Annotated in this window: 22 protein-coding genes and 1 rRNA gene; 3 read left to right on the forward strand and 20 right to left on the reverse strand. The window is 41.8% G+C overall.

Annotated features, from left to right (window positions below; all coding sequences use genetic code 11):
• Positions 1-77: 77 nt before the first annotated feature.
• The 10 genes from BN161_RS19710 to tig form a co-directional block, all read right to left on the reverse strand.
• Complete coding sequence (locus BN161_RS19710; RefSeq protein ID WP_044269543.1) at positions 78-368, reverse strand: hypothetical protein; 291 nt, start codon at positions 366-368, stop codon at positions 78-80.
• Positions 369-373: 5 nt separating this feature from the next.
• Positions 374-2,035, reverse strand: a complete 1,662-nt coding sequence (locus tag BN161_RS19715) for an OstA-like protein (RefSeq protein WP_044269545.1) — start codon at positions 2,033-2,035, stop codon at positions 374-376.
• A 26-nt stretch (positions 2,036-2,061) separates the two neighbouring features.
• Entirely contained in the window at positions 2,062-3,426 is a 1,365-nt protein-coding gene (locus tag BN161_RS19720; RefSeq protein ID WP_044269547.1) for a peptidylprolyl isomerase, read from the reverse strand.
• 14 nt (positions 3,427-3,440) lie between these two features.
• Entirely contained in the window at positions 3,441-4,283 is an 843-nt protein-coding gene (locus tag BN161_RS19725) for a peptidylprolyl isomerase (protein ID WP_044269549.1), read from the reverse strand.
• Between the two features lie 57 nt (positions 4,284-4,340).
• Positions 4,341-5,882, reverse strand: coding sequence for a peptidylprolyl isomerase (locus tag BN161_RS19730; protein ID WP_044269569.1), 1,542 nt, complete (start codon positions 5,880-5,882; stop codon positions 4,341-4,343).
• A 428-nt stretch (positions 5,883-6,310) separates the two neighbouring features.
• Complete coding sequence (gene guaB / locus BN161_RS19735; RefSeq protein WP_044269551.1) at positions 6,311-7,786, reverse strand: IMP dehydrogenase; 1,476 nt, start codon at positions 7,784-7,786, stop codon at positions 6,311-6,313.
• A gap of 106 nt (positions 7,787-7,892) precedes the next feature.
• Entirely contained in the window at positions 7,893-10,076 is a 2,184-nt protein-coding gene (recQ, locus tag BN161_RS19740) for a DNA helicase RecQ (RefSeq protein ID WP_044269553.1), read from the reverse strand.
• A gap of 169 nt (positions 10,077-10,245) precedes the next feature.
• Positions 10,246-11,493, reverse strand: coding sequence for an ATP-dependent Clp protease ATP-binding subunit ClpX (clpX, locus tag BN161_RS19745; RefSeq protein ID WP_007218710.1), 1,248 nt, complete (start codon positions 11,491-11,493; stop codon positions 10,246-10,248).
• A 2-nt stretch (positions 11,494-11,495) separates the two neighbouring features.
• A complete protein-coding gene (gene clpP, locus BN161_RS19750) occupies positions 11,496-12,158 on the reverse strand; it encodes an ATP-dependent Clp endopeptidase proteolytic subunit ClpP (RefSeq protein ID WP_007210214.1) in 663 nt (220 codons plus the stop codon).
• Positions 12,159-12,297: 139 nt separating this feature from the next.
• Complete coding sequence (gene tig, locus BN161_RS19755; RefSeq protein ID WP_044269555.1) at positions 12,298-13,653, reverse strand: trigger factor; 1,356 nt, start codon at positions 13,651-13,653, stop codon at positions 12,298-12,300.
• A 454-nt stretch (positions 13,654-14,107) separates the two neighbouring features.
• Here tig and BN161_RS19760 point away from each other — a divergent pair, with 454 nt between their 5' ends.
• Entirely contained in the window at positions 14,108-14,356 is a 249-nt protein-coding gene (locus BN161_RS19760; protein WP_007210212.1) for an RNA recognition motif domain-containing protein, read from the forward strand.
• Positions 14,357-14,460: 104 nt separating this feature from the next.
• Here the strand turns inward: BN161_RS19760 and lptB are convergent, their stop codons facing one another.
• Positions 14,461-15,216: an LPS export ABC transporter ATP-binding protein gene (gene lptB, locus BN161_RS19765; protein ID WP_007218708.1), complete on the reverse strand. Its 756-nt coding sequence runs from the start codon at positions 15,214-15,216 to the stop codon at positions 14,461-14,463.
• Between the two features lie 123 nt (positions 15,217-15,339).
• On the opposite strand from lptB, the gene BN161_RS19770 reads away from it, so the two are divergent.
• The gene (locus BN161_RS19770; RefSeq protein WP_007210210.1) at positions 15,340-16,083 is read left to right on the forward strand and encodes an MlaE family ABC transporter permease; all 744 of its coding nucleotides are present in this window, start codon (positions 15,340-15,342) and stop codon (positions 16,081-16,083) included.
• Positions 16,080-16,850, forward strand: coding sequence for an ABC transporter ATP-binding protein (locus tag BN161_RS19775; protein ID WP_044269557.1), 771 nt, complete (start codon positions 16,080-16,082; stop codon positions 16,848-16,850). Before BN161_RS19770 ends, BN161_RS19775 begins: the two co-directional genes overlap by 4 nt.
• 232 nt (positions 16,851-17,082) lie before the next feature.
• Here BN161_RS19775 and BN161_RS19780 read toward each other — a convergent pair whose 3' ends face one another.
• From BN161_RS19780 to rrf, 9 genes are all read right to left on the reverse strand, one after another.
• Positions 17,083-17,736, reverse strand: a complete 654-nt coding sequence (locus BN161_RS19780; RefSeq protein WP_044269559.1) for a response regulator — start codon at positions 17,734-17,736, stop codon at positions 17,083-17,085.
• 7 nt (positions 17,737-17,743) lie between these two features.
• Positions 17,744-19,945, reverse strand: a complete 2,202-nt coding sequence (locus tag BN161_RS19785) for an ATP-binding protein (protein ID WP_044269561.1) — start codon at positions 19,943-19,945, stop codon at positions 17,744-17,746.
• Positions 19,946-20,098: 153 nt separating this feature from the next.
• Entirely contained in the window at positions 20,099-21,412 is a 1,314-nt protein-coding gene (gene der / locus BN161_RS19790; protein ID WP_044269563.1) for a ribosome biogenesis GTPase Der, read from the reverse strand.
• Positions 21,413-21,459: 47 nt separating this feature from the next.
• Positions 21,460-22,341 (reverse strand): GTPase Era, encoded by an 882-nt coding sequence (gene era, locus BN161_RS19795; protein ID WP_044269564.1) that lies wholly within the window; start codon positions 22,339-22,341, stop codon positions 21,460-21,462.
• Between the two features lie 80 nt (positions 22,342-22,421).
• Positions 22,422-23,426, reverse strand: coding sequence for a beta-ketoacyl-ACP synthase III (locus tag BN161_RS19800; protein WP_044269565.1), 1,005 nt, complete (start codon positions 23,424-23,426; stop codon positions 22,422-22,424).
• A 111-nt stretch (positions 23,427-23,537) separates the two neighbouring features.
• Positions 23,538-23,723 (reverse strand): 50S ribosomal protein L32, encoded by a 186-nt coding sequence (rpmF, locus tag BN161_RS19805; RefSeq protein ID WP_002562387.1) that lies wholly within the window; start codon positions 23,721-23,723, stop codon positions 23,538-23,540.
• A 12-nt stretch (positions 23,724-23,735) separates the two neighbouring features.
• Positions 23,736-24,320, reverse strand: a complete 585-nt coding sequence (locus BN161_RS19810; RefSeq protein ID WP_007210033.1) for a YceD family protein — start codon at positions 24,318-24,320, stop codon at positions 23,736-23,738.
• 74 nt (positions 24,321-24,394) lie between these two features.
• Positions 24,395-25,543 carry a sensor histidine kinase gene (locus BN161_RS19815; RefSeq protein ID WP_044269570.1) on the reverse strand — a complete coding sequence of 383 codons (1,149 nt, stop codon included), beginning with the start codon at positions 25,541-25,543 and terminating at the stop codon, positions 24,395-24,397.
• A gap of 113 nt (positions 25,544-25,656) precedes the next feature.
• A 5S ribosomal RNA gene (gene rrf, locus BN161_RS19820) occupies positions 25,657-25,766 on the reverse strand.
• Positions 25,767-25,804: the final 38 nt, after the last annotated feature.

Raw genomic sequence — 25,804 nt, forward strand, 5'->3', positions numbered from 1 at the left:
TATGAATTACAAATAACGAATAACAACAGGTTCCATGATGCTACATTGCAATTCGTAATTTGTAATTCGTAATTAAATTAAATGATTCCGGTGCTTATGGCATACCACAAGTATATCAGCAAAGCAATAATCACCAGTATTACCCCCAAGTGTACCGGTTTACGCCCGCTTTCCTTGCGTCGTTTCAAGTGGGTAGTGCCTTCTACGAATTTTCCCCGGATATCTTCCGGTGAAAATTCCTTCTCAGGCAACATTCCCAATTCACGTTTGGCATTTTCTTCCATCTTCGCCAACTTTTCTTTCCGCTCATCCACATATATATATGGATGATTAAAGCCACGAGGCTTTCTCATTGTGAACATTCCCATAGCGCTTATTTATTTCTTTTTATATTCATATTCCTTGGTGAAACGATAGGCTTACGATCTGATTTCTGCAATTGTTCGCCAGCCCTTTTACCTCTCCACTCAAATATATCTTCCTTATTCCTCGGTCGGATATAGTCGAACCAGACAAAAGGCGGCAGCTTATATTTATCAGCCGGAATCTGGTCCATCGGATAGAGCGTACCGTTCGCTTTCCCTATAAAGGCTCCTTGCTCCATACGCCTTTCCTTCAGCAACATACGCAGGAAACTGCCCTCAGAATAGTTCAATCCTATCATGGTACTGTCTTTATCATCTATCGGATAGAAGATAACCAGCACATTACCGTTCACATCCACCTGACGCATATCTCCGCCGACAAAAAAGCCTTTCATCTCTTTGCCCGTCACCTGGTTGTAGTGAACAGAGTCTTTCTGCTCCACAGCCAAAGCCTGATTAATGATGTGCGCCCAGTCTATGGTACTGTCATTCATATAGACTTTAATTTCCTCACCCAACAGTTGCTGTGAGCCATGCCACAAGATAGGATCAGTATACATCGTCATACAAGAGTCTTTAGAATTATACACCAAAGAATCGCATACTGCCTGAACATCCGTACGATAAGCACGTACTTTATGATACACCCTCATCTCACGGAACATGGAGTCCGTATTTATATGATAGGTAATCAACCGCAGTGTATCACCATGCATAAACAAACTGTCACCTTGTGAATAATCAATGGCAACCGCACGTTGAGTGGCAAGTGCACTTCCCGTAATCTCATTGTAGAAGCAATAGTTACCCGTGAGCATATTCCTGTTAATGGTATCATTCATCTGCACATTGTCAAACGCTTCACCATATCCCAAAACACGATCATAGAAAATACTGTCACCCGTCAGTTTCTTGCCTTCGTTGGTCAGCACGGAACGATCCAGCAGTTCAGCCTGCTCTGTAGTGGTGTTATAAATACCTCGTTCGGAATAGATGTGGTTCTTATCACTCACAATATCCGAAGGACCCAGAATCGTAGCAATCTTCGTATCGGTGCTATATTTCAGGGTATCCGAAGTCAATACGAATTTCGGATTTACCAGCTTCACATCATGATTGAATACGGAAATCTTCGTAGCCGGACTATATTCTCCCCACTCGGAAGTCAGCACATTCTCTTCATCGGTCAATGTGCCGCCATCGAAGTAATAGCCCAAATTATACAGACGGTCGTAGTTTAAACTATCCGTTGTCAATACCGTATTCCGGTTAATCATGCGGACATTCTCACGAAGCATTGCCAACTGCGACATACCGTCATAATACAGATAATCTCCATAAATAAAGAGCGTATCCCCCTGTTCCATACGGACATTACCGAAAGCTTCCACCGAATTTGTCTTCTCGTAAATCAACGCACTGTCACAGTACATATACATACTGTCATGGCGCAGCTTTACCGACCGGATCAGAATCTGAACATCCGGAAGCAGGATTTTATCCGCCTGCGCCTCCTCAGCGTGAAGCAAATCAACCCGGGTTTTCTTCTTTTCCGGCTGTTTCTGCTTATCCTGGGCACTCAGCAAACAGATGCCAAACAGGCATAGAAGGCCTGTGAGAAGGAATCTATGCCTGTTCAGAAAATTATTTCTTGTATTTTTCTTCTGCATACAAAAAGTTAGTGTATCACCCGGGATCAGTCTTTAATCCACCCCGGATACTTAAATGTACAGTTCTTCCAATTTTCGTTGATACGCACGTACGTATGCTTTTGTTTTTCGCGAATCCATTTATCCAGCATCTCGTCACGACGTTTCTCCAATACAATTTCCTTCAGGTTCTGATAGTCTTCCGAAATAGTTGCTTTGTGTCCGTTGATGCGGCTTTTCAGTTTCACGATTACACATTCTTCTTTACCGGTCTTCTGCGGAATCATAGTGAATGCCTCGGAGATTTCTCCTACTTTCATCTTATCCACCACTTTAGCAATCTCGGGCGGAAGTTCCTGCATCTCAAACTTTGATGTATTGGTTTGAGGGTTAGGTAACAGACCGTGATTGTTACGTGTATCCTTATCCTGTGAAAGTACGGAAGCTGCTTCTTCAAAAGTAAACTTACCGTTACGGATGTCATCGGCAATAGAGTCCAGACGGGCAGTACCTGCCATCAGTGCTTCTTCCGGTACGTGTGGCTTCAACAAGATATGGCGTACTTTGATACGGTCACCACGTTTTTCCATCAACTGGATAATGTGGAAGCCATATTCAGACTCTACAATCTTGGAAACCTTATTGGGGTCTTGCAGATTGAAAGCCACATTAGCAAATGCTGGATCCAGATAACCGCGTCCCGTAAATGGCATTTCGCCACCATTGATAGCCGTACCACGGTCATCGGAATACAAACGTGCCAACATAGAGAAGCTTTCTCCCTTATTCACACGATCCGTATATTCGCGCAGACGACTTTTTACATCTTCAATTTCCTCCAAAGGAATTTTCGGTTGCTGTGTGATGATCTGCACCTCTACCTGAGTAGGGATATAAGGAATACTGTCCTGCGGCAAATCCTTGAAGTGACGGCGCACCTCTGCCGGAGTGATTTTAATCTCTCCTACCAGTTTCTGCTGCATTCTCTGCACTTTCAATCCTTCACGGGCATTGTCGCGCAAAGCTTCGCGAATCTGACTGGATGTCTTATTGAAGTATTCCTCCACCTTTTCACGCGAACCGATATTGGCGATATACATATTCGTCATCTGGTCCACACGTTGGATCACCTCACTTTCAGAAACTTCAATACTATCGAGAGCTGCCTGATGCAAAAACAGCTTTTGTACTGCTATTTCTTCAGGAATCACACAGTAGGGATCACCGTCAAATTTACGCCCTTCGTACAGAGCACTCATCCGAGCTTCTTCTACTTCAGACTTCAATATAGCCTCGTCGCCCACTACCCAAACTACTTCGTCAATCACGTTGTCTTGTCCATAAACGGCAGAACCGGTCATCAGCGCCAAGGCACATAAAACTACAAACTTAAAGTTCATAAAATTTTTCATTCTGTGTATCTAAACTAATTATATTTAATCTCATTCTTCTTCACTGTCTGCTGATACAAGTCATCTTTCACTTTTCTCATAAACTCCACTTGCTTCAGGTTCAGCATCATATCTTTCACTTTAGGACGAGCAAACTCATAAGGTTCCTGCTCGCCCACCGAACGAAAATCGCTCACATTCAAGAAATAATAAAACGCCGTATCTTTCAATTCGATATGACGGTTCTTATTTACATAATCTTCTACTTCGGGTACTTTCAACGGTATCAGATCAAGCACATCTGCCATCGGTACCCATTTATCATAAAAGTACTCGTACTTCACGGCATTCTGCAAGCTATACTTTTCCAGATGTTCCACTGCATCTTGCGTAGCTGCTTTATACCAACGACGTACATTGTTTAGTTGTGGTGCGGTGAGGGGGACTTTGATGAACAACCCCTGCATCAGCGGCCGTTCCAACCTGAAAAGCTCTTTATTCTTTTCATAATAGTCCGCCAACTCTCCCTCTGAAATTTCATTCGAGAGTCTTTGGTGAATCAATGCCTGCTGATAGGTGTGCATAATCAGCGCCTTGCGATAATTCTCCACAAGTTTCTCAATCTCCCCGTTATCGGGAATATTACTCTGCGCTTTCTCATATAATAAGACATCTTCCACCCAATTGCGGATATAATGTTCTGCGAACAGTAAACTATCATCTTTCGACAATCTCGCCGGAAGCGCAGATTGCAAGTCTTCCCGGTAAAGGAAATTGCCGTCCAATTCCACCAGTGGTGTCTTTCCTTTATGGTCGTGTTGCTCGCTACAGGCCACACACAAAAGGATGGAGAGGAGTGCCAGGAAAAATATTCGCATTACCGATTGATATTTACTTTATTTCAAGGTACGAAGATAACGGTTTAATCGGTTGCATCAGTGCTTATTAACGGTTTTTAAAACCTCTTGGTTTATTTCAACCTTAGCGGTGCTCCGTAATTGTGCAATCCAACGCTCCTCCAAATAGTTCTGATAATCGCCTACAAGCAGTCCACGCACCTCTTGATAAGTCTCCGGACCCTTCACCTTTTCACCCAGAAAAGTGGTAAAAGGAAATGACGTCATAGGTTCAGCTTTCCCCTTTTTGAAGATTTCTTCATCTACATAAGCATTATCTCCGGGAGCAAATAAGCCTTGTTCTGCCTGCACTTGCCGCGTCTTTGCATTAAACGTCAGCCGGATGGCATTCTGCCACTCCTCTTCCGGCAGAGATTTCAAAAGTTTACGAACTTGTTTTCCTATTCGTTTTGTTGCAGAATGTATCACAATCCCCTTATAATGAGGATTTTTCCAATGGTAGCCTGAACGATGCTTATCAAAGTAGGCAGCCATTCCCACCTCATCCGAAGATACACGTTCCCAAATCTCCCGGTTACTGATTTCAAACAACAACATACCATCACGATACTCTTGCATAAGCATACGAAACTCCGGATACTTCTGTTCCAAACGACTGTATTCATAGTCGAGCACGGATTTCATGATAAACCCTTTCAACTGACGTTGTATTCCCTGAGAATGGGCAATAGCAAAGTTGGCAAACATTTGTCCCGTATATTCTCTGCCACCAAGAGTAAAAAGTTTCTTTTCAGTCTGTCCTTTTGCCAGCAATTCATCCATTCCCGCTTTATCCGGTGCGTATTGATACTCTTTTTTCAACTTCTCCACCAAAAATTCTGTTCCCTTATCCATTCCATGACGGCGGGTCTGGCGACGGATAATTTCATCTTTCACATCCTCGAAAGGCAAAATATCTTTCCGTTCAAGCACCTTGACAATATGAATACCCTGCGGAGTGAAGAAAGGGCGGGATATTTCACCCGGTTTCATTTCAAAGACCGTATCTTCAAATTCAGCTGGCATCTGTAGCCAACTTACCCAGAAAGACTTCTTTTCGTCAGAAAAGTTACGTACGCAAGTATCAAAATCTGCTTGTCCGTTCTGCAATGCAGTATAAAGAGAATCCATGCGGGTTTCAGTAGTACGGAGCAAATGACTGGTAGCTATCTGAGGCAGGGATTTAAAAATATGACTAACCCGTACTTGTCCCGCACGCTGATTGGCTTTCATCTTGTCATATACCTGGCGTGCGGCAAGTGTTGATGCGGTTTCATCTGTTAAATAAGCCTTTGCCAACTGACGACGATACCCTTCCAGTTCTTCACGGAAAGCACGGGTAGTATCCACCCCCGCAGCCTCGGCAGCAGAGACTTTCAACTTAAAATTCACAAACAAATCAACGTATTCTTTCAGCGTTTTTTGCTCCACACCGGAAAGAGCATTATTCTTATTATAGATATATTCAAACTCTGAACGGAGAATATCTTTCCCATTAATACGCATCAGCACAGGATCCTGCTGAGCAAAAACTGTCCATCCCAGACAAAGGAGAATTATTGTCAATCTACTTCTTATCATAACTATCTTCTTTTGAAAAAGAACAATGTAATAACGGAGAAACATCTTTCATATTGTTTACCTTCAAGGGCTTTCTTTAAACATATCATCTGTTTAGTAACGTTTAGAAAACAACTTACCCAATAGATCTAATTTATCTCCCATTCTAGTAGCAGCTATTACTAAACTATTTTTCCCCTATTGGGAAAAAACAGTTTTCCAGTTAGGAAAAAATATTTCTCCAATTGGGAAAATAAAACGCCCTTTTATAGTTTGTGTATTGTGCAATATAAGCGAGCATTTCAAGGGCTATCTCCCTTGTTCCCTCGTCAACTGAAGCCTTGTTAACTAAGAAGTCGAGCAGCATGCGAAACTTAAATTAGAAATTAAAATACCCGGAAAGAAACTGCTCCTTTCCGGGTATTCTTATATAACTCTTGCCTATACTTTTATTCGGGACGACTGTAATTCGGAGCCTCGCTTGTAATCGCTACATCGTGCGGATGACTTTCGAGTACACCCGCATTAGTAATACGGGTAAACTTAGCATCGTGCAACTGCTCGATATTGCCTGCACCACAGTAGCCCATACCGGCACGCAGACCACCTACCAACTGGAAGATTACTTCATACAAAGTTCCTTTATAAGGAACACGAGCAGCAATACCTTCGGGTACCAACTTCTTCACGTCATTGGTTCCACTCTGGAAATAACGGTCCTTTGAACCATTTTCCATTGCTTCCAACGAGCCCATACCACGATAAGACTTGAATTTACGTCCATTAAAGATAATCGTATCACCGGGAGATTCCTCCGTTCCGGCAACCAGCGAACCGATCATTACACTATAACCTCCGGCAGCCAAAGCCTTCACAACATCTCCTGAGTAGCGCAATCCACCGTCAGCAATCAAAGGAATACCTGTTCCCTTCAATGCCTTAGCAACATCATATACAGCAGACAACTGAGGAACACCTACACCTGCTACAACGCGAGTAGTACAGATAGAACCCGGACCGATACCTACTTTCACACCATCAGCACCAGCTTCTACCAATGCCTTTGCAGCCTCTCCGGTAGCAATGTTACCTACTACAATATCAATATTCGGGAAACGCTTCTTTGCTTCTTTCAATTTCTCTATCACATAGATGGAATGTCCGTGGGCGGTATCAATAACGATAGCATCGGCACCGGCATCCACCAAAGCTTGCATACGGTCGAGGGTATCAGCAGTAACCCCCACTCCGGCAGCTACACGCAAACGGCCTTTGGAATCTTTGCAGGCCATCGGTTTATCTTTAGCTTTCGTAATATCTTTATAAGTAATCAGTCCTACCAGCTTACCATCTTTATCCACAACCGGCAATTTCTCAATTCTGTGTTCCTGCAAAATCTGAGAAACAGCTTCCATATCGGTAGTCGGGTTTGTAGTAATGATATTTTCTTTTGTCATCACTTCATCGATATGCTTATTCATATCTCTTACGAAGCGAAGGTCACGATTAGTAACAATTCCTACCAAATATCTTTCATCATCTACTACTGGAATACCACCGATTCTGTATTCTGCCATCAATGCCAATGCATCTCCTACAGTAGAACCTCTCTTAATGGTTACCGGATCATAAATCATACCATTTTCAGCGCGCTTCACAATGGCAACCTGACGCGCCTGTTCCTCAATGGACATATTCTTATGAATAACACCAATACCACCTTCACGTGCAATGGCAATAGCCATTTTCGCTTCAGTAACCGTGTCCATAGCGGCCGTTACAAACGGAATTTTCAACTCAATGTTTTTTGAAAACTTTGTCGAGAGTTCGACAGTTTTAGGGAGTACTTCAGAGTAAGCGGGGACTAACAAAACGTCGTCATAAGTTAATCCATCCATTACAATCTTATCAGCAATAAATGACATAGGGCTATGCGTTTAAAATTTATTGCGTGCAAATATACGGTTTTTATTCCATTCCGTATATCTGCACGCAATATTTTTTTTCTTTTTTTAAACCAACAGTCGAGGATCAATTCGCCATTTCAGAAATAAACTTGATGCGAACCAAACGTACTTCTTCTTCCGTGAAATCATCCCCCAACTCATCGAGGGCATCATCTACTTTGTCTGTGGTGGATTCTTTATAATAATCATAGATATCCAGCATATGGTCTTCATCCATAATCTCATCCAGGAAGTAGTCGATATTCAACTTCGTGCCGGAATAAACGATAGCTTCTATCTCGTCCAGCAAATCACTGAACTCGATACCCTTGGAAAGAGCGATATCATCCAGTGCCACTTTCCGGTCTATAGACTGAATAATAGAAACCTTCAGTTTTGACTTATTAGCAACCGTACGAACACGTAAGTCTTCAGGGCGTTCGATTTCATTCTCTTCACAGTGACGTTTTATCAGCTTGCAAAACTCCTCACCGTAGCGTTTAGCCTTACCTGCACCTACCCCAGGAATGTTTTGCAATTCATCCAGTGTCACCGGATAAATGGTTGCCATGGCTTCCAATGAAGGATCCTGGAAAATTACATAAGGCGGTACTTCCAGTTTCTTGGAAAGCTTCTTACGCAAATCCTTCAGCATGGAATAAAGAGCCGGATCGACAGCACAAGAGCCACCGCCCCTTGCCGGAGCTTCTTCTTCCACTTCTTCGAAATCATTATCTTCGGTTATCTTGAACGATTTAGGATGTTTCAGGAACTTCTTTCCTTCATCCGTTACTTTCAGCAAACCGTAATTTTCCACATCTTTACTCAGGTAACCAGCAATCAGCGCCTGACGAATGACAGCATTCCATGTTCTGTCCTCTTCTCCCATGCCGGAGCCGAAAGCTTCCAGGTCTTCATGCAAATGCGCCTGCACTTCGGTAGTTTCACGTCCTTGTATAATGTCGATGATATAATCTGCCTTAAAATTTTCTTTCACCGCGAGAATAGCCTCTATCACGGTACACAATAATTCTTGAGCCTCCACTTGTTTTTTCGGGTTTAAACAGTTGTCACAATTTCCACAGTTCTCTTCCATATACTCTTCACCGAAGTAATGCAACAGCGTCTTTCGGCGACATACGGAAGATTCGGCATAAGCAGCGGTTTCCAGCAGAAGCTGTTTACCGATTTCCTGCTCTGCCACAGGTTTACCTTGCATGAACTTTTCAAGTTTCTGCAAGTCTTTATTGGTATAAAAGGTAATACACTGTCCTTCGCCTCCATCTCTTCCGGCACGTCCTGTTTCCTGATAATATCCTTCCAGACTTTTCGGGATATCATAATGAATAACATAACGCACATCAGGCTTGTCAATACCCATACCAAAAGCAATGGTAGCTACAATCACATCTATTTTCTCCATCAAGAAGTCGTCTTGATTTTGCGTGCGTGTTGCAGAATCCATTCCTGCATGGTATGCGCGGGCATTAATACCATTCGCCTGTAGAATCTCAGCAAGTTCCTCTACCTTTTTCCGACTCAGGCAATAAATAATTCCCGACTTTTCCGAATTATTCTTGATGAACTTGATGATATCTCTATCTATGTTATTGGTCTTGGGACGTACCTCATAATAGAGGTTTGGACGATTGAACGACGACTTGAACACTTCGGCATCAATCATACCCAGATTCTTCTGGATATCATGTTGCACTTTAGGGGTCGCAGTCGCAGTCAGAGCAATCACCGGAGCTTTTCCGATTTCATTGATAATAGGGCGGATACGACGATATTCCGGGCGGAAGTCATGTCCCCATTCAGAAATACAGTGGGCTTCGTCTACAGCATAGAAGGAAATCTTCACTGTCTTCAGAAACTCTACATTTTCCTCTTTCGTCAGCGATTCGGGAGCTACATACAGTAACTTTGTCTTACCGCTGAGGATGTCAGACTTCACCTGATCTATCGCACCTTTATTAAGAGAAGAGTTGATAAAATGGGCAATACCATCTTCTTCACTGAAGTTACGCATCGCATCGACTTGGTTCTTCATTAGGGCAATCAACGGAGAAATCACAATACCCGTACCTTCCATCATTAATGACGGTAACTGGTAGCATAGTGATTTTCCTCCACCTGTAGGCATCAGCACGAATGTATCGTTACCTGCCAACAGATTTTGTATGATAGCCTCCTGATTTCCTTTAAATGTGTCAAATCCGAAGTACTTCTTCAGCTGGTCTGTCAAATTAATCTTCTTCCCTGCCATGATTCATTAGGTTGTTTTTTGAGTGATTGTTTAACATCTCGGTTAGCTATTCTTTTTGTAAGAACTCTAACAAAGTTATAAACAACTTCTTAAATTTCAAGCATAATCCAATGAATATTTTTCAATAAAAAACAAAACAGTCAGTTTCGTGTACCCTTACCATTTGATTTTAAGCAGTTTGCAGTTTTGCAATGTTTGCTTTTTCAAGCTGGTGTTTAGCATAATCCAACGTCACTTCAAAGTGATCCTTGTGTTCGGACGGGATTTCGAACATAGCATCCATCATGATGGTTTCCACAATGGATCGCAATCCACGAGCTCCCAACTTGTATTCCACAGCTTTATCTACGATGTACTCAAAGACAGTAGCTTCGAATGTCAGTTCCACATTGTCCATCTCAAACAGTTTAACATATTGTTTGATAATGGAATTCTTAGGTTCAGTCAGGATAGAGCGCAAAGCGGCACGATCCAACGGATTCAAATAAGTCAGCACCGGCAGACGACCGATGATTTCAGGTATCAGACCGAATGACTTTAAATCCTGAGGAGCAATATATTGCATCATATTGCTTTTATCAATTACCGCAGTGTTACGCACTGCACTATAACCCACCACATGTGTGTTCAGACGCTGGGCAATTTTCTTCTCAATGCCATCGAATGCTCCACCGCAAATAAAAAGAATGTTCTTTGTGTTCACCGGAATCATCTTCTGATCAGGATGCTTGCGTCCTCCCTGAGGCGGAACGTTCACAACAGAACCTTCCAACAATTTCAGTAAACCTTGTTGAACACCCTCTCCGCTTACATCACGTGTAATGGAAGGATTATCTCCCTTACGGGCGATCTTATCAATTTCATCAATGAACACAATGCCCTGCTCAGCTTCGGGAACATTGTAATCTGCCACCTGAAGCAGGCGGGTCAAAATACTTTCAATGTCTTCGCCCACGTATCCAGCCTCGGTAAGCACCGTAGCATCTACAATAGTAAAAGGTACGTGAAGCAATTTAGCAATGGTACGTGCAAGCAGTGTCTTTCCCGTTCCGGTACTACCTACCATGATGATATTAGACTTTTCAATTTCCACATCATCACCGCCGTCTTTTTGCAACAGGCGTTTATAATGATTGTATACCGACACGGAAAGGAAGCGTTTTGCATCATCCTGTCCAATGACGTATTGATCAAGGAATTCTTTTATTTCTAAAGGTTTCGGAAGTTCTCTCAGGTTCAGTTTCGTTGCAGCGCCACTCCTTTTTGCTCCACCCAGCGCCTCCTGAGTGATCTCATAGGCCTGAGTGGCACAACTATCACAAATGTAGCCGTTCATTCCCGTAATCAGAAATCCGACTTCATCTTCCGTACGCCCACAGAAACTACACCTATTTTTGTTTCTTTTTGAGTCTGCCATATTTATTTTTTAATCAACACTTCATCTACCATGCCATACTCTTTGGCTTCCTGTGCCGTCATCCAGTAGTCACGGTCAGAGTCTGCCCAAACTTTATCGAAAGGAGTATGAGAGTGGTCAGCAATAATAGTATACAGTTCCTTTTTCAGCTTCTGAATTTCACGTGCCGTGATTTCAATATCCGAAGCCTGTCCCTGTGCACCACCCATTGGCTGATGTATCATTACACGAGAGTGAGTCAGCGCCGAACGCTTGCCTTCCGCACCTGCCACCAGCAACACTGCAGCCATACTTGCTGCCATACCTGTACAGATAGTAGCCACATCGCTCGTGATAAACTGCATTGTATCATAGATACCCAATCCCGCATATACGGAACCACCCGGTGAATTAATATAAATAGAGATATCTTTACCCGGTTCTACCGAATCCAGATACAGTAACTGCGCCTGTAAAGTATTAGCGGTATAATCGTCAACCTGTGTACCAAGGAAAATGATACGATCCATCATCAAGCGGGAGAAAACGTCCAACTGGGTTACATTGAGTTGACGTTCTTCCAGGATATAAGGATTTAAATACCCGGCTTGTGATTTAATCACATCGTCCAACACCAAGCTATTCATACCTAAATGCTTGGTAGCGTATTTTCTAAAATCATCCATATTACTTTCTTTTTTAGGTTTAGTAAATTGAAATGCAAAGAAACAAAAAAGAACACAGAGACACAAAAAAACACAGAGTTATATGATATAAGACTCTGTGTTTCTTAATGTTTTTAAACTGTTTTCAGAATAAAAAAGCTTATTCAAACATCTTATTGAATTCTTCTGCAGAAATTGTTTTGCTTTCCAGCGTCACCTGAGACTTCAAAGCAGAAGCCAATTTAGTTTCAACAACACGGTTTACCAAACCTTCAACGCTTTCTTTCTTCTTCAGCATTTCTTTTGCATAGTTTTCCAGAAGATCTTCAGGAACACTCATCATACCATATTGTGCGAACTGTGCACGGGTAGCTTCCTTAGCCATATTGACTACATCTTCCTGTTCAACCTTGATATCGTTAGCTTTCACCAACTGTTCCTTGATCAGGTGCCATGTCAGTTCTTCGATACTCTTATCATAGTTGTCTTCTACAAATTTCTCGTCTTTGTCCTGGTTGTTCATGCGCATGATGCGTTTTAGCAATGCATCCGGGAATTCCAACTTGCCAACTTTCTCCATCAACATCTTACGAGCGTCGATCAGAAATTTATAATCAGTGTCTGCTACAAACTGATTAGCAATTACTTCTTTTACTTTAGCACGGAATTCTTCTTCAGTCTTCACAACATCTTTACCACATACCTGATCGAAAATTTCCTGAGTCAGTTCACCGGCTACAAAACGAGTCACTTCTTCTACCTGATAGCTGAAGTTAGATTTCATTTCAGCGGCTTCTTCTTTATCGATCTTCAACAAAGAAGACAGTTCAGCTGCATTACCATCCCATGCAGTATAAGGATTGAATACGAGTACATCATTTACTTTTGCATTGGCAAAGATAGCTTTTTGCTCATCGTTCTTCATGTAAGACGGCATCATTACAGCAGCTTCTACCTGAATGCCACCTTCTTTGGTATTGCCGTTTTCATCCAATTCAGCCAGCAATCCCTTCAGCATATCGTTATCTTCGTAAACGTCCACTTGTTCGTACTTACCATTACGTTGGGTATAAGCCTTCACCTGATTGTTTACCATATCTTCAGTAACGTCAATCAAATAATAGTCAACTTTATCTTTAGTGCTTACTTCAGCTTTGAATTCAGGTGCCAGAGCAATATCGAAAAGGAATTCGAATTCTTCCATAGTATCGAAGTCGATATCCGGTTGCTTATCTTCATTTGGCAGCGGTTCGCCGAGAATAGATACATTATTATCTTGAATATACTTATATACAGCTTCTGAAAGTGCCTTGTTTACTTCTTCAGCAATAACAGATTTACCATACATTTTCTTCACCAGACTCATCGGAACCATTCCCGGACGGAACCCCGGAACCTGAGCTTTCTGACGAAGATTTTTCAATGATTTATCAACTTTTTCCTGATAATCGGCTTTCTCAAGCTTCACAGTAAGCAGAGCGCTTACTTTGTCAATGTTTTGTAATGAAACGTTCATTCTGACAATTATTTATTTGATTTATACTTTGTTCCAATCTCAAATGAGGGTGCAAAATTAGCGTTATTCTTTCAATTATCAAAAAAACATTGCTGAATTATTTCTTTATAACAAAAGGAGAGATTAGTTATCACTAAATCATACTCTCTGTATTGTTTAATGAAAACATAATTATGATTATTCTCCATAAGCTACAGATCGTAATTATATAAGGCATTTAGCTTCAGAATCGGAAGAAAAAGCAAAAAAAAACAGAAAGAAAATATGGAAAATCCGAAATAATTATGTTTCTTTGTTGCGGAATGGTAATACATTAGTTCTTAGATTTTCAGTACATGGTTTTTACTTCCGTTTTTCATGAAACGCTTTTGTAAACTCTCTGTTGTTGTGATCCTTTTATTATAGTTACCCTTCCAAGAGAGTTTTATTCATTTATTTATTTTACATTTTCATTATGAACATTTACGTAGGAAACCTTAACTATAAAGTTAGGGAATCAGACCTCCAAAAGGTCATGGAAGATTACGGTGCTGTAACCGCAGTCAAATTTATTAAAGATCGCGAAACCGGTCGTTTCAGAGGTATCGCATTTGTAGAAATGGAAGATGCAGCAGCTGCAGCTAAAGCTATTGAAGAACTCGATGGAGCCGAATATTTTGGCCGTAACATGGTAGTGAAAGAAGCAAGACCTCCGAAATACTAATTATACAGGAGAAAAAAACAAGTCCGCCTGCTCCCTTTCAGAAAGAGAGCAGGCGGACTTTGTTTTTAGTGATTAGGAATAAATGATTAATGTTGCGCTAATCACTATTTCATAAAGTCTTTGCGACGCAGCACAAAGCTATTACTCAGGTATTTTTCACGCACAATTTTATTTTCTGCTAATTCTTCCGGCGTTCCCTGGAACAAGATTTTACCTTCAAACAACAAATAAGCACGGTCAGTAATACTTAATGTTTCCTGCACGTTATGGTCAGTAATCAGAATACCAATATTTTTATCTTTCAGCTTCCACACAATCTGCTGAATATCCTCTACCGCAATCGGGTCAACTCCTGCAAAAGGTTCATCGAGCATGATAAACTTAGGATCAATAGCAAGACAGCGAGCAATCTCCGTACGGCGGCGCTCACCACCCGAAAGTTGATTACCCTTATTCTTACGCACTTTCTGCAAACGAAACTCCGCAATCAGACTTTCCAGCTTTTCTTTCTGATATTCCAAAGGCTTATCTGTCATTTCAAGTACCGAAGCAATGTTATCTTCCACACTCATCTGGCGGAATACGGATGCTTCCTGTGCCAGATATCCGATTCCGGTTTGCGCACGCTTGTACACCGGATATTTCGTAATATCCAGATCATCCAGAAAGATACGTCCCTCATTCGGCGTAATCAATCCAACGGTCATATAGAATGAAGTCGTTTTACCGGCACCGTTCGGTCCCAGCAAACCTACAATCTCTCCCTGCTTCACATCTATGGAGACGTGGCTCACTACTGTACGTTTACCGTACTTTTTCACCAAGTCTTCGGTGCGAAGCACCATTTTACTTTCTTCCATATTCTTTCAGTTACAAACTGTCAAAACCACAAGTGACAAGCTTGTCACTCACACATTTTGCGGCAAATGTAGCAATTATCAGCTGAAAATGGGCTATATTTGCAGACAAAATAGTTAAGAGTCATGATAAAAGCACTTAAAACTGTCGGAAGATACATCATGTTGATGGGGCGTACTTTTGCCCGACCAGAGCGTATGCGTATGTTCTTCCGCCAATACATTAACGAAATGGGGCAACTCGGTGTGAACTCTATCGGCATTGTGTTGCTGATTTCGTTCTTTATCGGCGCTGTTATCACCATACAAATCAAGCTGAATATCGAAAGCCCGTTTATGCCGCGTTGGACGGTAGGCTATGTGACGCGTGAAATCATGCTATTGGAATTCTCTTCCTCCATCATGTGTCTGATATTAGCGGGAAAAGTAGGTTCCAATATCGCTTCAGAGCTGGGAACCATGCGAGTGACACAACAGATCGACGCACTGGAGATCATGGGAGTCAATTCAGCCAATTACCTGATACTACCCAAAATTTTTGCCATGGTCACCACTATCCCTTTCCTGGTGACGTTCAGTATCTTTGCCGGTATCATCGGAGCCTTTGCCACATGTTGGTTCGGTGGCATCATGTCGGCAGTGGACCTGGAATACGGTTTACAATACATGTTTGTGGAATGGTTCATTTGGTGTGGTATCATCAAATCATTGTTCTTCGCTTTTATCATCGCCAGTGTATCGGCCTTCTTCGGTTATACCGTCGAAGGCGGTTCCATAGAGGTTGGCAAAGCCTCTACGGACTCTGTAGTATGCAGCAGCGTGCTTATCTTATTTGCCGACTTAATATTAACTAAACTCTTAATGGGATGATTGAACTGAAAGGACTTTGGAAATCATTTGAAGACAGGGATGTATTGAAGGATATCAACGCCACTTTTGAGAACGGAAAAACGAATCTTATCATCGGACAAAGTGGTTCAGGAAAAACGGTACTGATGAAATGCATCGTCGGACTACTGACGCCGGAACGTGGTGAATTATTATACGATAACCGAAACTTCCTTGCCATGGGCAAGAAGGAAAAGAAAGCATTGCGCCGGGAAATGGGAATGATTTTCCAGAGTGCAGCATTGTTCGATTCCATGACTGTGTTGGATAATGTGATGTTTCCATTAAACATGTTCAGCAACGATACATTCCGCGACCGTACCCGCCGTGCTATGTTCTGCCTGGACCGCGTGAACCTGGTAGAAGCAAAGGACAAATTTCCGGGAGAGATCAGTGGCGGTATGCAAAAGCGCGTCGCCATTGCCCGTGCCATTGCTCTGAATCCTCAATACCTGTTCTGCGACGAACCAAACTCTGGCCTGGACCCAAAGACATCGCTCGTCATTGACGAACTGGTACACGACATCACGCATGAGTATAATATGACCACCCTCATCAATACTCATGATATGAACTCCGTCATGGGAATAGGTGAGAAAATTATCTATATCTACGACGGATATAAAGAATGGGAAGGCAGTAAGGATGACATCTTCACCTCTAGCAACAAGAAATTGAATGACTTCATCTTTGCATCCGATCTCTTCCGTAAGGTAAAGGAATTGGAAGTACAAAACATAGAAGGATAAGCCGCTTAACCTCATCCATCTATCATAAATAGGAGCGTCCGGAGATACCCCCGGACGCTTTTTTCTCATAAAACCAGTTAATAGAATTGACATATATCCTCACGACATACTTTGATTGTCCCTATATCTTCATGAGAAAACATGAAGAACAATTTCAATTACGCAACAAAGATAACCAAAATATATTAATAAAAAATCACGGAAAACCGTTACTTATTGAATTTTCCGTAAATCAATCCAGCTTTATCCATCCTTGTGAAACAGCCTTGACCACCATATCTATTGCATTTTTCGCCCCAAATTTACTAATAAGCCTCTTGCGAAATGTTTCTACAGTATTTTCTGAAATTTTTAATAACGCAGCAATCTCATGTGTATTCATTCCTTTGGCTACAGCTTCCAGAACATCACGTTCGCGCCGCGTCGGAGCATCTTTGGGTTGTAAACCTGATGATGAAGAATTTAACTTTTGCAATATAGAAGCAAAACGAGGACAAGTATAGCTCTCTCCCCTCAGCACACTGCGAATAGCTGCCACCAGTTCTGTATGAGCCGAAGATTTCAGAATAACCGCATTTACTCCGCATTGCACTAATCGGTTCACCATCCATATCTCCTCATGCATCGTATTTACGACAATCCTCGCCTGGTCATTCAACTCACGAATTTTGGCTATCAATTCAAAACCTGAAATATCGGGGATACTGATATCCAGTATATATACATCATAATCACGCTCTTCAATCAACTTTATAGCCTGCTTTCCGGAAGTCACCGCATCCGCCACTGTTACTTCCGGCATCTTATTCACAATTTTGCAAATACCTTCTAAAATCAGGCTATGGTCATCCACTACCAATAATTCCGCTTTCACATTCTTTTCCATTGCTCGATTAGATTATTACATTTATTCTCAGCCGGGTTCCTTCACCCGGAGCAGAAGTCAGTTCAACTTTAGCACCAATCGTTTCAGCCCGTTGCCAGATGGTATGCAAGCCAATACCTTTGGTTTTCTTGCTCATATCAAACCCCTTTCCGTCGTCTGCAACAAGTATGGAAAGGTTCTTGTTTTTCAGTGCTAACTTCACCTGTATACGGGCAGAGCTGGCATATTTCACTGCATTGCTCACCGCTTCCTGAACAATACGATAACATTCAAATCCAACAGCTTTAGGAATTATATTCCAGTCGACATTTTCTGTAGAGTGATACTCCGCATACATACCCTCCGGTAATGCCAAATGCAGCACATAGTCTCCCAACATCTCGTCGAGCGTAGCATACTGGAAGGCAGGTGGCATCAACTCATGCGAAAGGGTTCTCAACCTTTCGCGAGTATTGCTCAATAGTCCCAACTGTTCACTCAAATCCGAACTTTCCTCACCGGAAATAGCACGAATATTCATTTCAAGCACAAGCAAACTGTTACACACATCATCGTGTAATTCAGTCGCCATACGTTCACGCTCACTCTCCAAGCCATCAATGTATTTTCGTGTCAGGCGCTGCTCAGTCTCTTTCTGAAGTTCCAGAAACTCACGTTCTTTCTCATTAGCGGCATTAGCCAACACAGCGATTCTTGCCCTTTGGCGTTGACGTGCATAGAGAGAACCTAATAATAGAATTCCCAACAGTGAAATTACTGATCCTACAATGATACGGTGACGCAGCATATACGTCTCCTGCTCCAACTGTTCCCGTCTCAAAGTAACGATCTCCAGTTCTTTCTCTTTCGTCTGATATTTTACTGAATACTCAGATAGCTGTTCGGTTTGTTCAGTATGAAAGGCTGAATCACGCAGCGCATAGGCTTGGGTCAGATACCCATAGGCCTGAGATGAGTTGTTCACAGCCAGATAGCAATCTGCCAACCGCTTATAATGTTCATAATCACGGGTGTCCTTGTAGCCACTACGGAGCATATCGATTATTCTCCGATAATAAACAATGGCTTCCGTATAATTTTCACTCTCTTGCAATAAACCCGCCTTCGCCTGATAATATCGGAACCGTTCCGCATCAGTTTGCATTTCATGTGCCAGCCTATCAAGCTTTTGCAAATAATACATTGCCTGGTTCAGATTTCCATCCATCCGATAGGCGTTCACCAAATAATTATAAGCATCGCACAATAGTCGTCTGTCATTCACTTCTTCCAGAATAGGTATGGCTTTCAATAATGTAACAATTCCCTCCGCACGCATTTGCACCAATCGGGTCTGAATAGCTCCCAAATTGACATAACATGTACCTATCCTTCGCTTATTACCTGTCTTCAAAGCATATTCCACGGCTTTCTCAGAAAAAGGAATCGCATCTCCCGGACGATTCCAATCACAATAAGCCGTTGCTATATTTCCATATATAAAAGCAACTGCATTATGATTTCCACGTAACTCGCATAAATGGAGTGCCTGTTCAAAGTTGGCAATGCAATTCTCTAAATCCTTTTTCCGACGATAGATAGTACCTAACTGATTCAAATTTTCAATTAACATGGCTGTATCCTTATCAGCAGCAGAACGCTCGCTGGCACGGATAGTATAAACTAGAGCAGAATCCGTCTTCCCTTCAAAAAGAAACGAGCTGGCATAATTTGTCAACATGGTACGGCACGCCTCTCCTGCCTCCGATAAATCCTCTCCGGCTTCCAACCCTTTACGAAAATAGTAACGTGCAGAATCATAACGAGCATCCACATTACAATAATACCCCATATCACAACAAGACTGGCTTATTGCAAATTTCAACCCCGCTTTTTCAGCCAGAGCAATAGCTTTCCGCTTTAAGGCATATCCCTGTTGGAAATCTCCCTTGATGAAGTTTCCCTCACTTGCCCAAATATAATATTCTACGAGTTGTTCCGGCTTCTTGCTTTTCGTAGCCAACTGATGAATAGAATCTGCATATAAAAGGAGTAATTCAGGATTTTCTTCCGTTTGGTAGAGATATTTACAAACTCCGACATAGCCCTCCATATCTCTGCTTTGGGCAGCCTTTTGTTGAAGCATATGTAAATCCGGCTCATCCGCAGCCCATAGCATACCTATGGACAGGAACAAGCAGCATACCAATAACCACCCGTAGCGTTTCATCTAATCCTTTTTTTCTGTTACCTAAGCAAAAATAAATATTATATTCATACTAACCTATTTTTTGTTTGCATTTCACTGATAAAACGTAAAAAACCGCCCGATTTATAACTAAATCAAGCGGTTTCATTTCAATATCTTAAAGTCCTAATAATCCTACTTCTGACGGATATAGATGTTTATCGGAGTTCCGGTCAAACTCCACTTCTCACGCATCTTATTTTCCAGGAAACGTTTATAGGGTTCCTTTACATACTGCGGCAAGTTAGCGAAATACACAAAAGAAGGTACCTGCGTATTAGGTAACTGTGTGATATACTTAATCTTAATATACTTGCCTTTGGTTGCAGGAGGCGGATACGCCTCAATCAAGGGAAGCATTTCTTCATTCAGTCGGGCAGTAGGAATACGCGTCATACGATTATCATACACTATACGCGCTTCTTCCAGCACCTTCAAAATACGTTGTTTGGTCAATGCCGAACCGAAGATAATAGGGAAATCAACAAACGGAGCAAAACGACTACGGATAGCATCTTCGAAAGTCTTCATTACCTTCACTGTTTTGTCCTGTACTAAATCCCATTTATTTACTACCACTACCAAACCTTTGGCATTTTTCTGTATCAGTGAGAATATATTCAAGTCTTGACTCTCAACACCACGGGTAGCATCCAACATAAGGATACACACATCAGCGTTCTCAATAGAACGGATAGAACGGATTACGGAATAATATTCCAAATCTTCATTCACCTTGCTCTTCTTACGGATACCGGCAGTATCTACCAGATAGAAATCAAAACCAAATTTATTGTAACGTGTATAGATGGAATCACGTGTTGTACCGGCAATCTCCGTCACAATGTTACGATCTTCACCTATAAAAGCATTCACGATAGAAGACTTACCTGCATTCGGACGTCCCACCACTGCAAAGCGGGGAATATCTTCATCCAGTATTTCGTCAGCTTCTTTCTTGAATGTACCAACAATCAAATCCATCATATCACCCGTTCCACTACCCGTCATAGCCGAGATACAGTAAGGATCACCCAATCCCAGCTTATAAAATTCGGGAGCATTGTATTGCAGTTCTCCGTTATCGGTCTTATTGGCAATCAGCAATACCGGCTTTTGAGTACGGCGCAGAATAGCAGCCACCTGCATATCAAGGTCAGTTACTCCATTCATTACATCTACCACAAACAAAATCACGTCTGCTTCATCCACAGCCATCAATACTTGTTTGCGTATCTCTTCTTCGAAAATATCGTCAGAGTTCACCACCCATCCGCCGGTATCTACCACGGAGAACTCCTTCCCCAGCCATTCCGATTTACCATACTGGCGGTCGCGTGTTGTTCCTGCTTCTTCGTTCACAATCGCCTGACGTGTTTTAGTCAAGCGGTTAAATAAAGTAGACTTTCCCACATTGGGGCGTCCTACGATTGCAACTAAATTTCCCATAGTTCACTCTCATTGTTTTTTGCGACTATCCCAGTCGTATGAATATTCTAATCCAGTTGATAACCAAAATTGCGCAACTCTTTGTCCGAACTACGCCAATCCTTATCCACTTTCACAAATGTCTCCAGGAAAATAGTCTTTCCGAAGAACCTTTCCAAATCACGGCGCGCCTCAGTAGCCACTTTTTTCAGTGCCTTACCCTGCTTACCGATAATAATTCCTTTCTGCGAATCACGCTCTACATAAATCACAGCATTGATATGTATCTTCTTCGCATCCTCCTTAAATTGTTCCACCACTACCTCTACCGAATAGGGTATCTCTTTGTCATAATATAATAGAATTTTCTCGCGGATAATCTCATTCACAAAGAAACGCGCCGGTTTATCCGTCCATTGATCCTTGTCGAAATAAGGCGGTGAATCTGGCAATAATTCCTTCACCCGCTTCATCACATATTCCACATTGAATTTCGTAGTTGCAGAAATCGGAACAATTTCCGCATTAGGCAACAATGCTTTCCATGCTTCCACCAGCTCCACCAATTTCTCCTGATTCGACAAATCGATCTTGTTGATAAGCAGCAGGACAGGTATTTCCATACGTGCCACCTTTTCTATAAATTCATTATGCTTGTCAGGAGTCTCAACCACATCCGTCACATATAGCAAAACATCCGCGTCCGTCAATGCCGAGGTAGAAAAATTCAGCATAGACTCCTGCAACTTATACTGTGGCTTCAGCACGCCCGGAGTATCCGAGAATACAATCTGCATATCGTCCGTATTATAGATACCCATAATGCGATGGCGAGTTGTCTGCGCCTTAAAAGTAGCAATCGAAATCCGCTCACCCACTAAGGCGTTCATCAGCGTAGACTTACCTACATTCGGATTTCCCACGATGTTTACAAAACCAGCTTTATGCATCACATTCCTCTATTTTAGTTGAGACAAAAAAACGCATCGAAAATAGGATGCGTTTTTTCTTATTTATTAACGTAACGTTGTTACTGTTTTTTTCCATCATATCCCCACTTCACATAAACGGCTCCCCAGGTAAATCCTGCACCGAATGCCGTAAAGATCAAGTTATCGCCTTTTTTAAGTTTATCCTCGAAATCCCACAGGCAAAGCGGAAGCGTACCGGCACTTGTATTACCATAACGTTCTATATTAATCATTACTTTTTTGCGGGGAACTTCCAAGCGGTGAGCTACTGCATCAATGATGCGCAAGTTCGCCTGATGAGGAATAATCCAGTCGATATTATCCTTAGTGAGATTATTTCTTTCCGCAATGGCAACACAAGCGTCCGACATATTGGATACAGCATACTTAAATACCGTACGACCTTCCTGATAAAGAAAGTGCATGTGATTATCCACTGTGAAATAAGAAGGAGGACATACAGAACCGCCGGCCTTCATATGCAAGAAAGGTAACCCTTTACCGTCTGTTCTTAAAATAGCGTCCATGACACCAACATCCTCAGTAGTCGGTTCCATCATAACCGCAGCTGCCCCGTCACCAAAGATCGGGCAAGTAGCACGCTCGGTATAATCCACCATAGACGACATTTTGTCACCACCCACTAAAATAATTTTCTTATATCTCCCCGAACGGATAAAATTAGCTCCCGTTTCCAACAAGTACAAGAAACCGCTACAAGCAGCCTGTAAGTCAAAAGCAAAAGCATGTTTTAATCCAAGCTTATCACATAGGATAGAAGCTGTAGAAGGGAAATGATAATCAGGAGTAGTAGTAGCGACAATCACCAAATCAATATCATCAGGATTAGAACCTGTACGCTGCATCAACTGCTTTGCGGCTTTACGAGCCATGTACGAAGTCCCCAATCCTTCTTCGTTCAAGATATGTCTTTCCTTTACTCCGATACGGGTCATAATCCATTCATCATTGGTATCCACCATTCTTGATATCTCTTCATTCGTCAAGATATAATCGGGTACATATCCGCCGACTCCTGTAATTACTGCATTTATTTTTTCCATTAATCCTGCTTAAGTTAATGAATACCTAAACAACGGTAGTCTAAAAAGGTTTGTGCTTACAAATCTTTTTAGACATCCGGCATTCAAGTATATTCTTTATCAGGCTGCAAATTAAACAGCAGCTTCTTTCTCAATAGCAAGCTTGCCTCTGTAATATCCGCAAGCACCACACACAGTGTGATATACATGCCATTCGCCACAGTTCGGGCAAATTGCCAATGTAGGAGCTACTGCCTTATCATGAGTTCTTCTCTTTGCAGTTCTTGTTTTAGACTGTCTTCTCTTAGGATGTGCCATTTTTTTTAATCTTTAATTGTTATCTAATATTTTCTTTAATTCGTTCCAGCGCGGATCAATCTGAGTTTCCTCTACATCACCTCCCGGCAGTGCATCTTCACCTTCAATAAAGATTTCATCTTCCGCATCATCTTCGTCCGCTTTCGTCCGTAAATGCTTATGCAACTTACTGCTCACTGCCTTGTTACACTTTCCGGGAGCATGTACATGCTTCATCGGAATAGCCAATGCAATAAACTCATACATAAACCATGCCACATTGATCTCTCCTTCTTCTTCGGGAATCACAATGAGGTTATCACCTTCTTCAGCATACTCATGACCGAACTTCACCATCAGCTTATCTGTAGAGCTTACCGGTTGTTCCATATCATCCAGGCAGCGATCACACGGTACCCATACCATTCCATCCGTCTGGAAGTTCAATTCGAAAGCACGAGATGTTTTCTTTACAACCAGCGTAACATTAACCTTACCCTTTTGTACTTCTGGTCCATCAATGTTAGCAAAAAAAAGGTTATCCAGTACAAACTCATACTTACAAGAGTCTGCCTGCATGCCTTTCAAATCAATTTTGTATTTATCAAACTTTCCCAAAGCTTCTTTTATTTATTCGGGCGACAAAGATACAAATAATTATCCTCATAATGTAGAAATTAGCAACGAAATATTCATTTTTTAAGCTCTATTCTGAATATCGTCCCCTTATTGATCTCCGATTGCTTCACAAAAATGGATCCAGAATGATACTCAACCACAATCCTTCGTGCTAATGAAAGGCCCAATCCCCATCCCCTTTTCTTAGTGGTATAGCCAGGAGCAAAGACCGTTTCAAAATATCGTTTGTCAATTCCTTTCCCCGTATCTGCCACATCAATACACCAATATCTTGACGTTTCCTGTACCGAAATAACCAATACTCCTACTCCCCCCATTGCATCAACAGCATTCTTACAAAGATTTTCTATCACCCATTCAAACAGAGCAACATTCAGCCGCACAGGGGGAAGTGAATCGGGTACATGGGTACTGATTTTCACTTTATCTGAAGTACGGTGGGCTATATAATCCGTCACCCGTTCCAACAGAGCTTTTAAATCAGCATCCTCCAGCTCAGGAATAGAACCGATTTTAGAGAAACGATTAGCAATCATCTGTAAACGCTCCACATCTTCCGCCATAGCAGGAATCAAATCATCCTGTGGGTATTGTGTCTTCAGTAATTCCGTCCATGCCATCAGTGAAGAGATCGGAGTTCCCAGTTGATGGGCAGTTTCCTTGGATAACCCAACCCATACTTTATTCTGTTCTGCCTTTTTAGAACTCAACAAAGCAAAGATAGCAATAAGAACAAAAATAAGTACTACCGTTAATTGAACATAAGGATAAACAGCCAACCGGGTAAGCATAAGGGAAGATCCATAATATACATTCAGATAATCGCCACCACCATTGAGATCTATGCGAATACAGTTACCTTCACGGTTAAAATCACTCAGTTTTTCCTTTAAGGAGACTATTGTATCGGCTGAAGACAGTTCTATATTCCTATATGTCTGTACATCCTCATTCTGATCAACCACGATTACCGGAATAGTATGGTTGGCATTCAAAACTTTCAAGACCATAGTCAAATCCGTATTTCCATCTGCAGTTTGCAAATTCTTCATTGCTTCCGCCCACACTTCCATACGTACCCGTTCTTCAGCAGATAAATCGCTTATCAGAGAATGTGAGACGTAAAGAGAGGCAACAGCTATCACCATGGCAGCTAATACCAACCAGAATTTTATCGGATGGATTTCCTTTATAAAGCGCATTATATATAAATAAGATGTAAACTTACGGTATATAAACGGAAAAACAAAAGAAATATTATACCTATAAACACAAAAAGCCTCCATATCATTTCGATATGGAGGCTTTCCTTCAAAAACGGCAACTACCTACTCTCCCACTTGACGCAGTACCATCGGCGTGACCAGGCTTAACTTCTCTGTTCGGAATGGGAAGAGGTGGAACCCTGATGCTATAGTCACCTGAAATAAGTTAGACATGATGCAAAAAGTAAAGTTAGAAAA

Source organism: Bacteroides timonensis (assembly GCF_000513195.1).
Classification (GTDB): Bacteria; Bacteroidota; Bacteroidia; order Bacteroidales; family Bacteroidaceae; genus Bacteroides; species Bacteroides timonensis.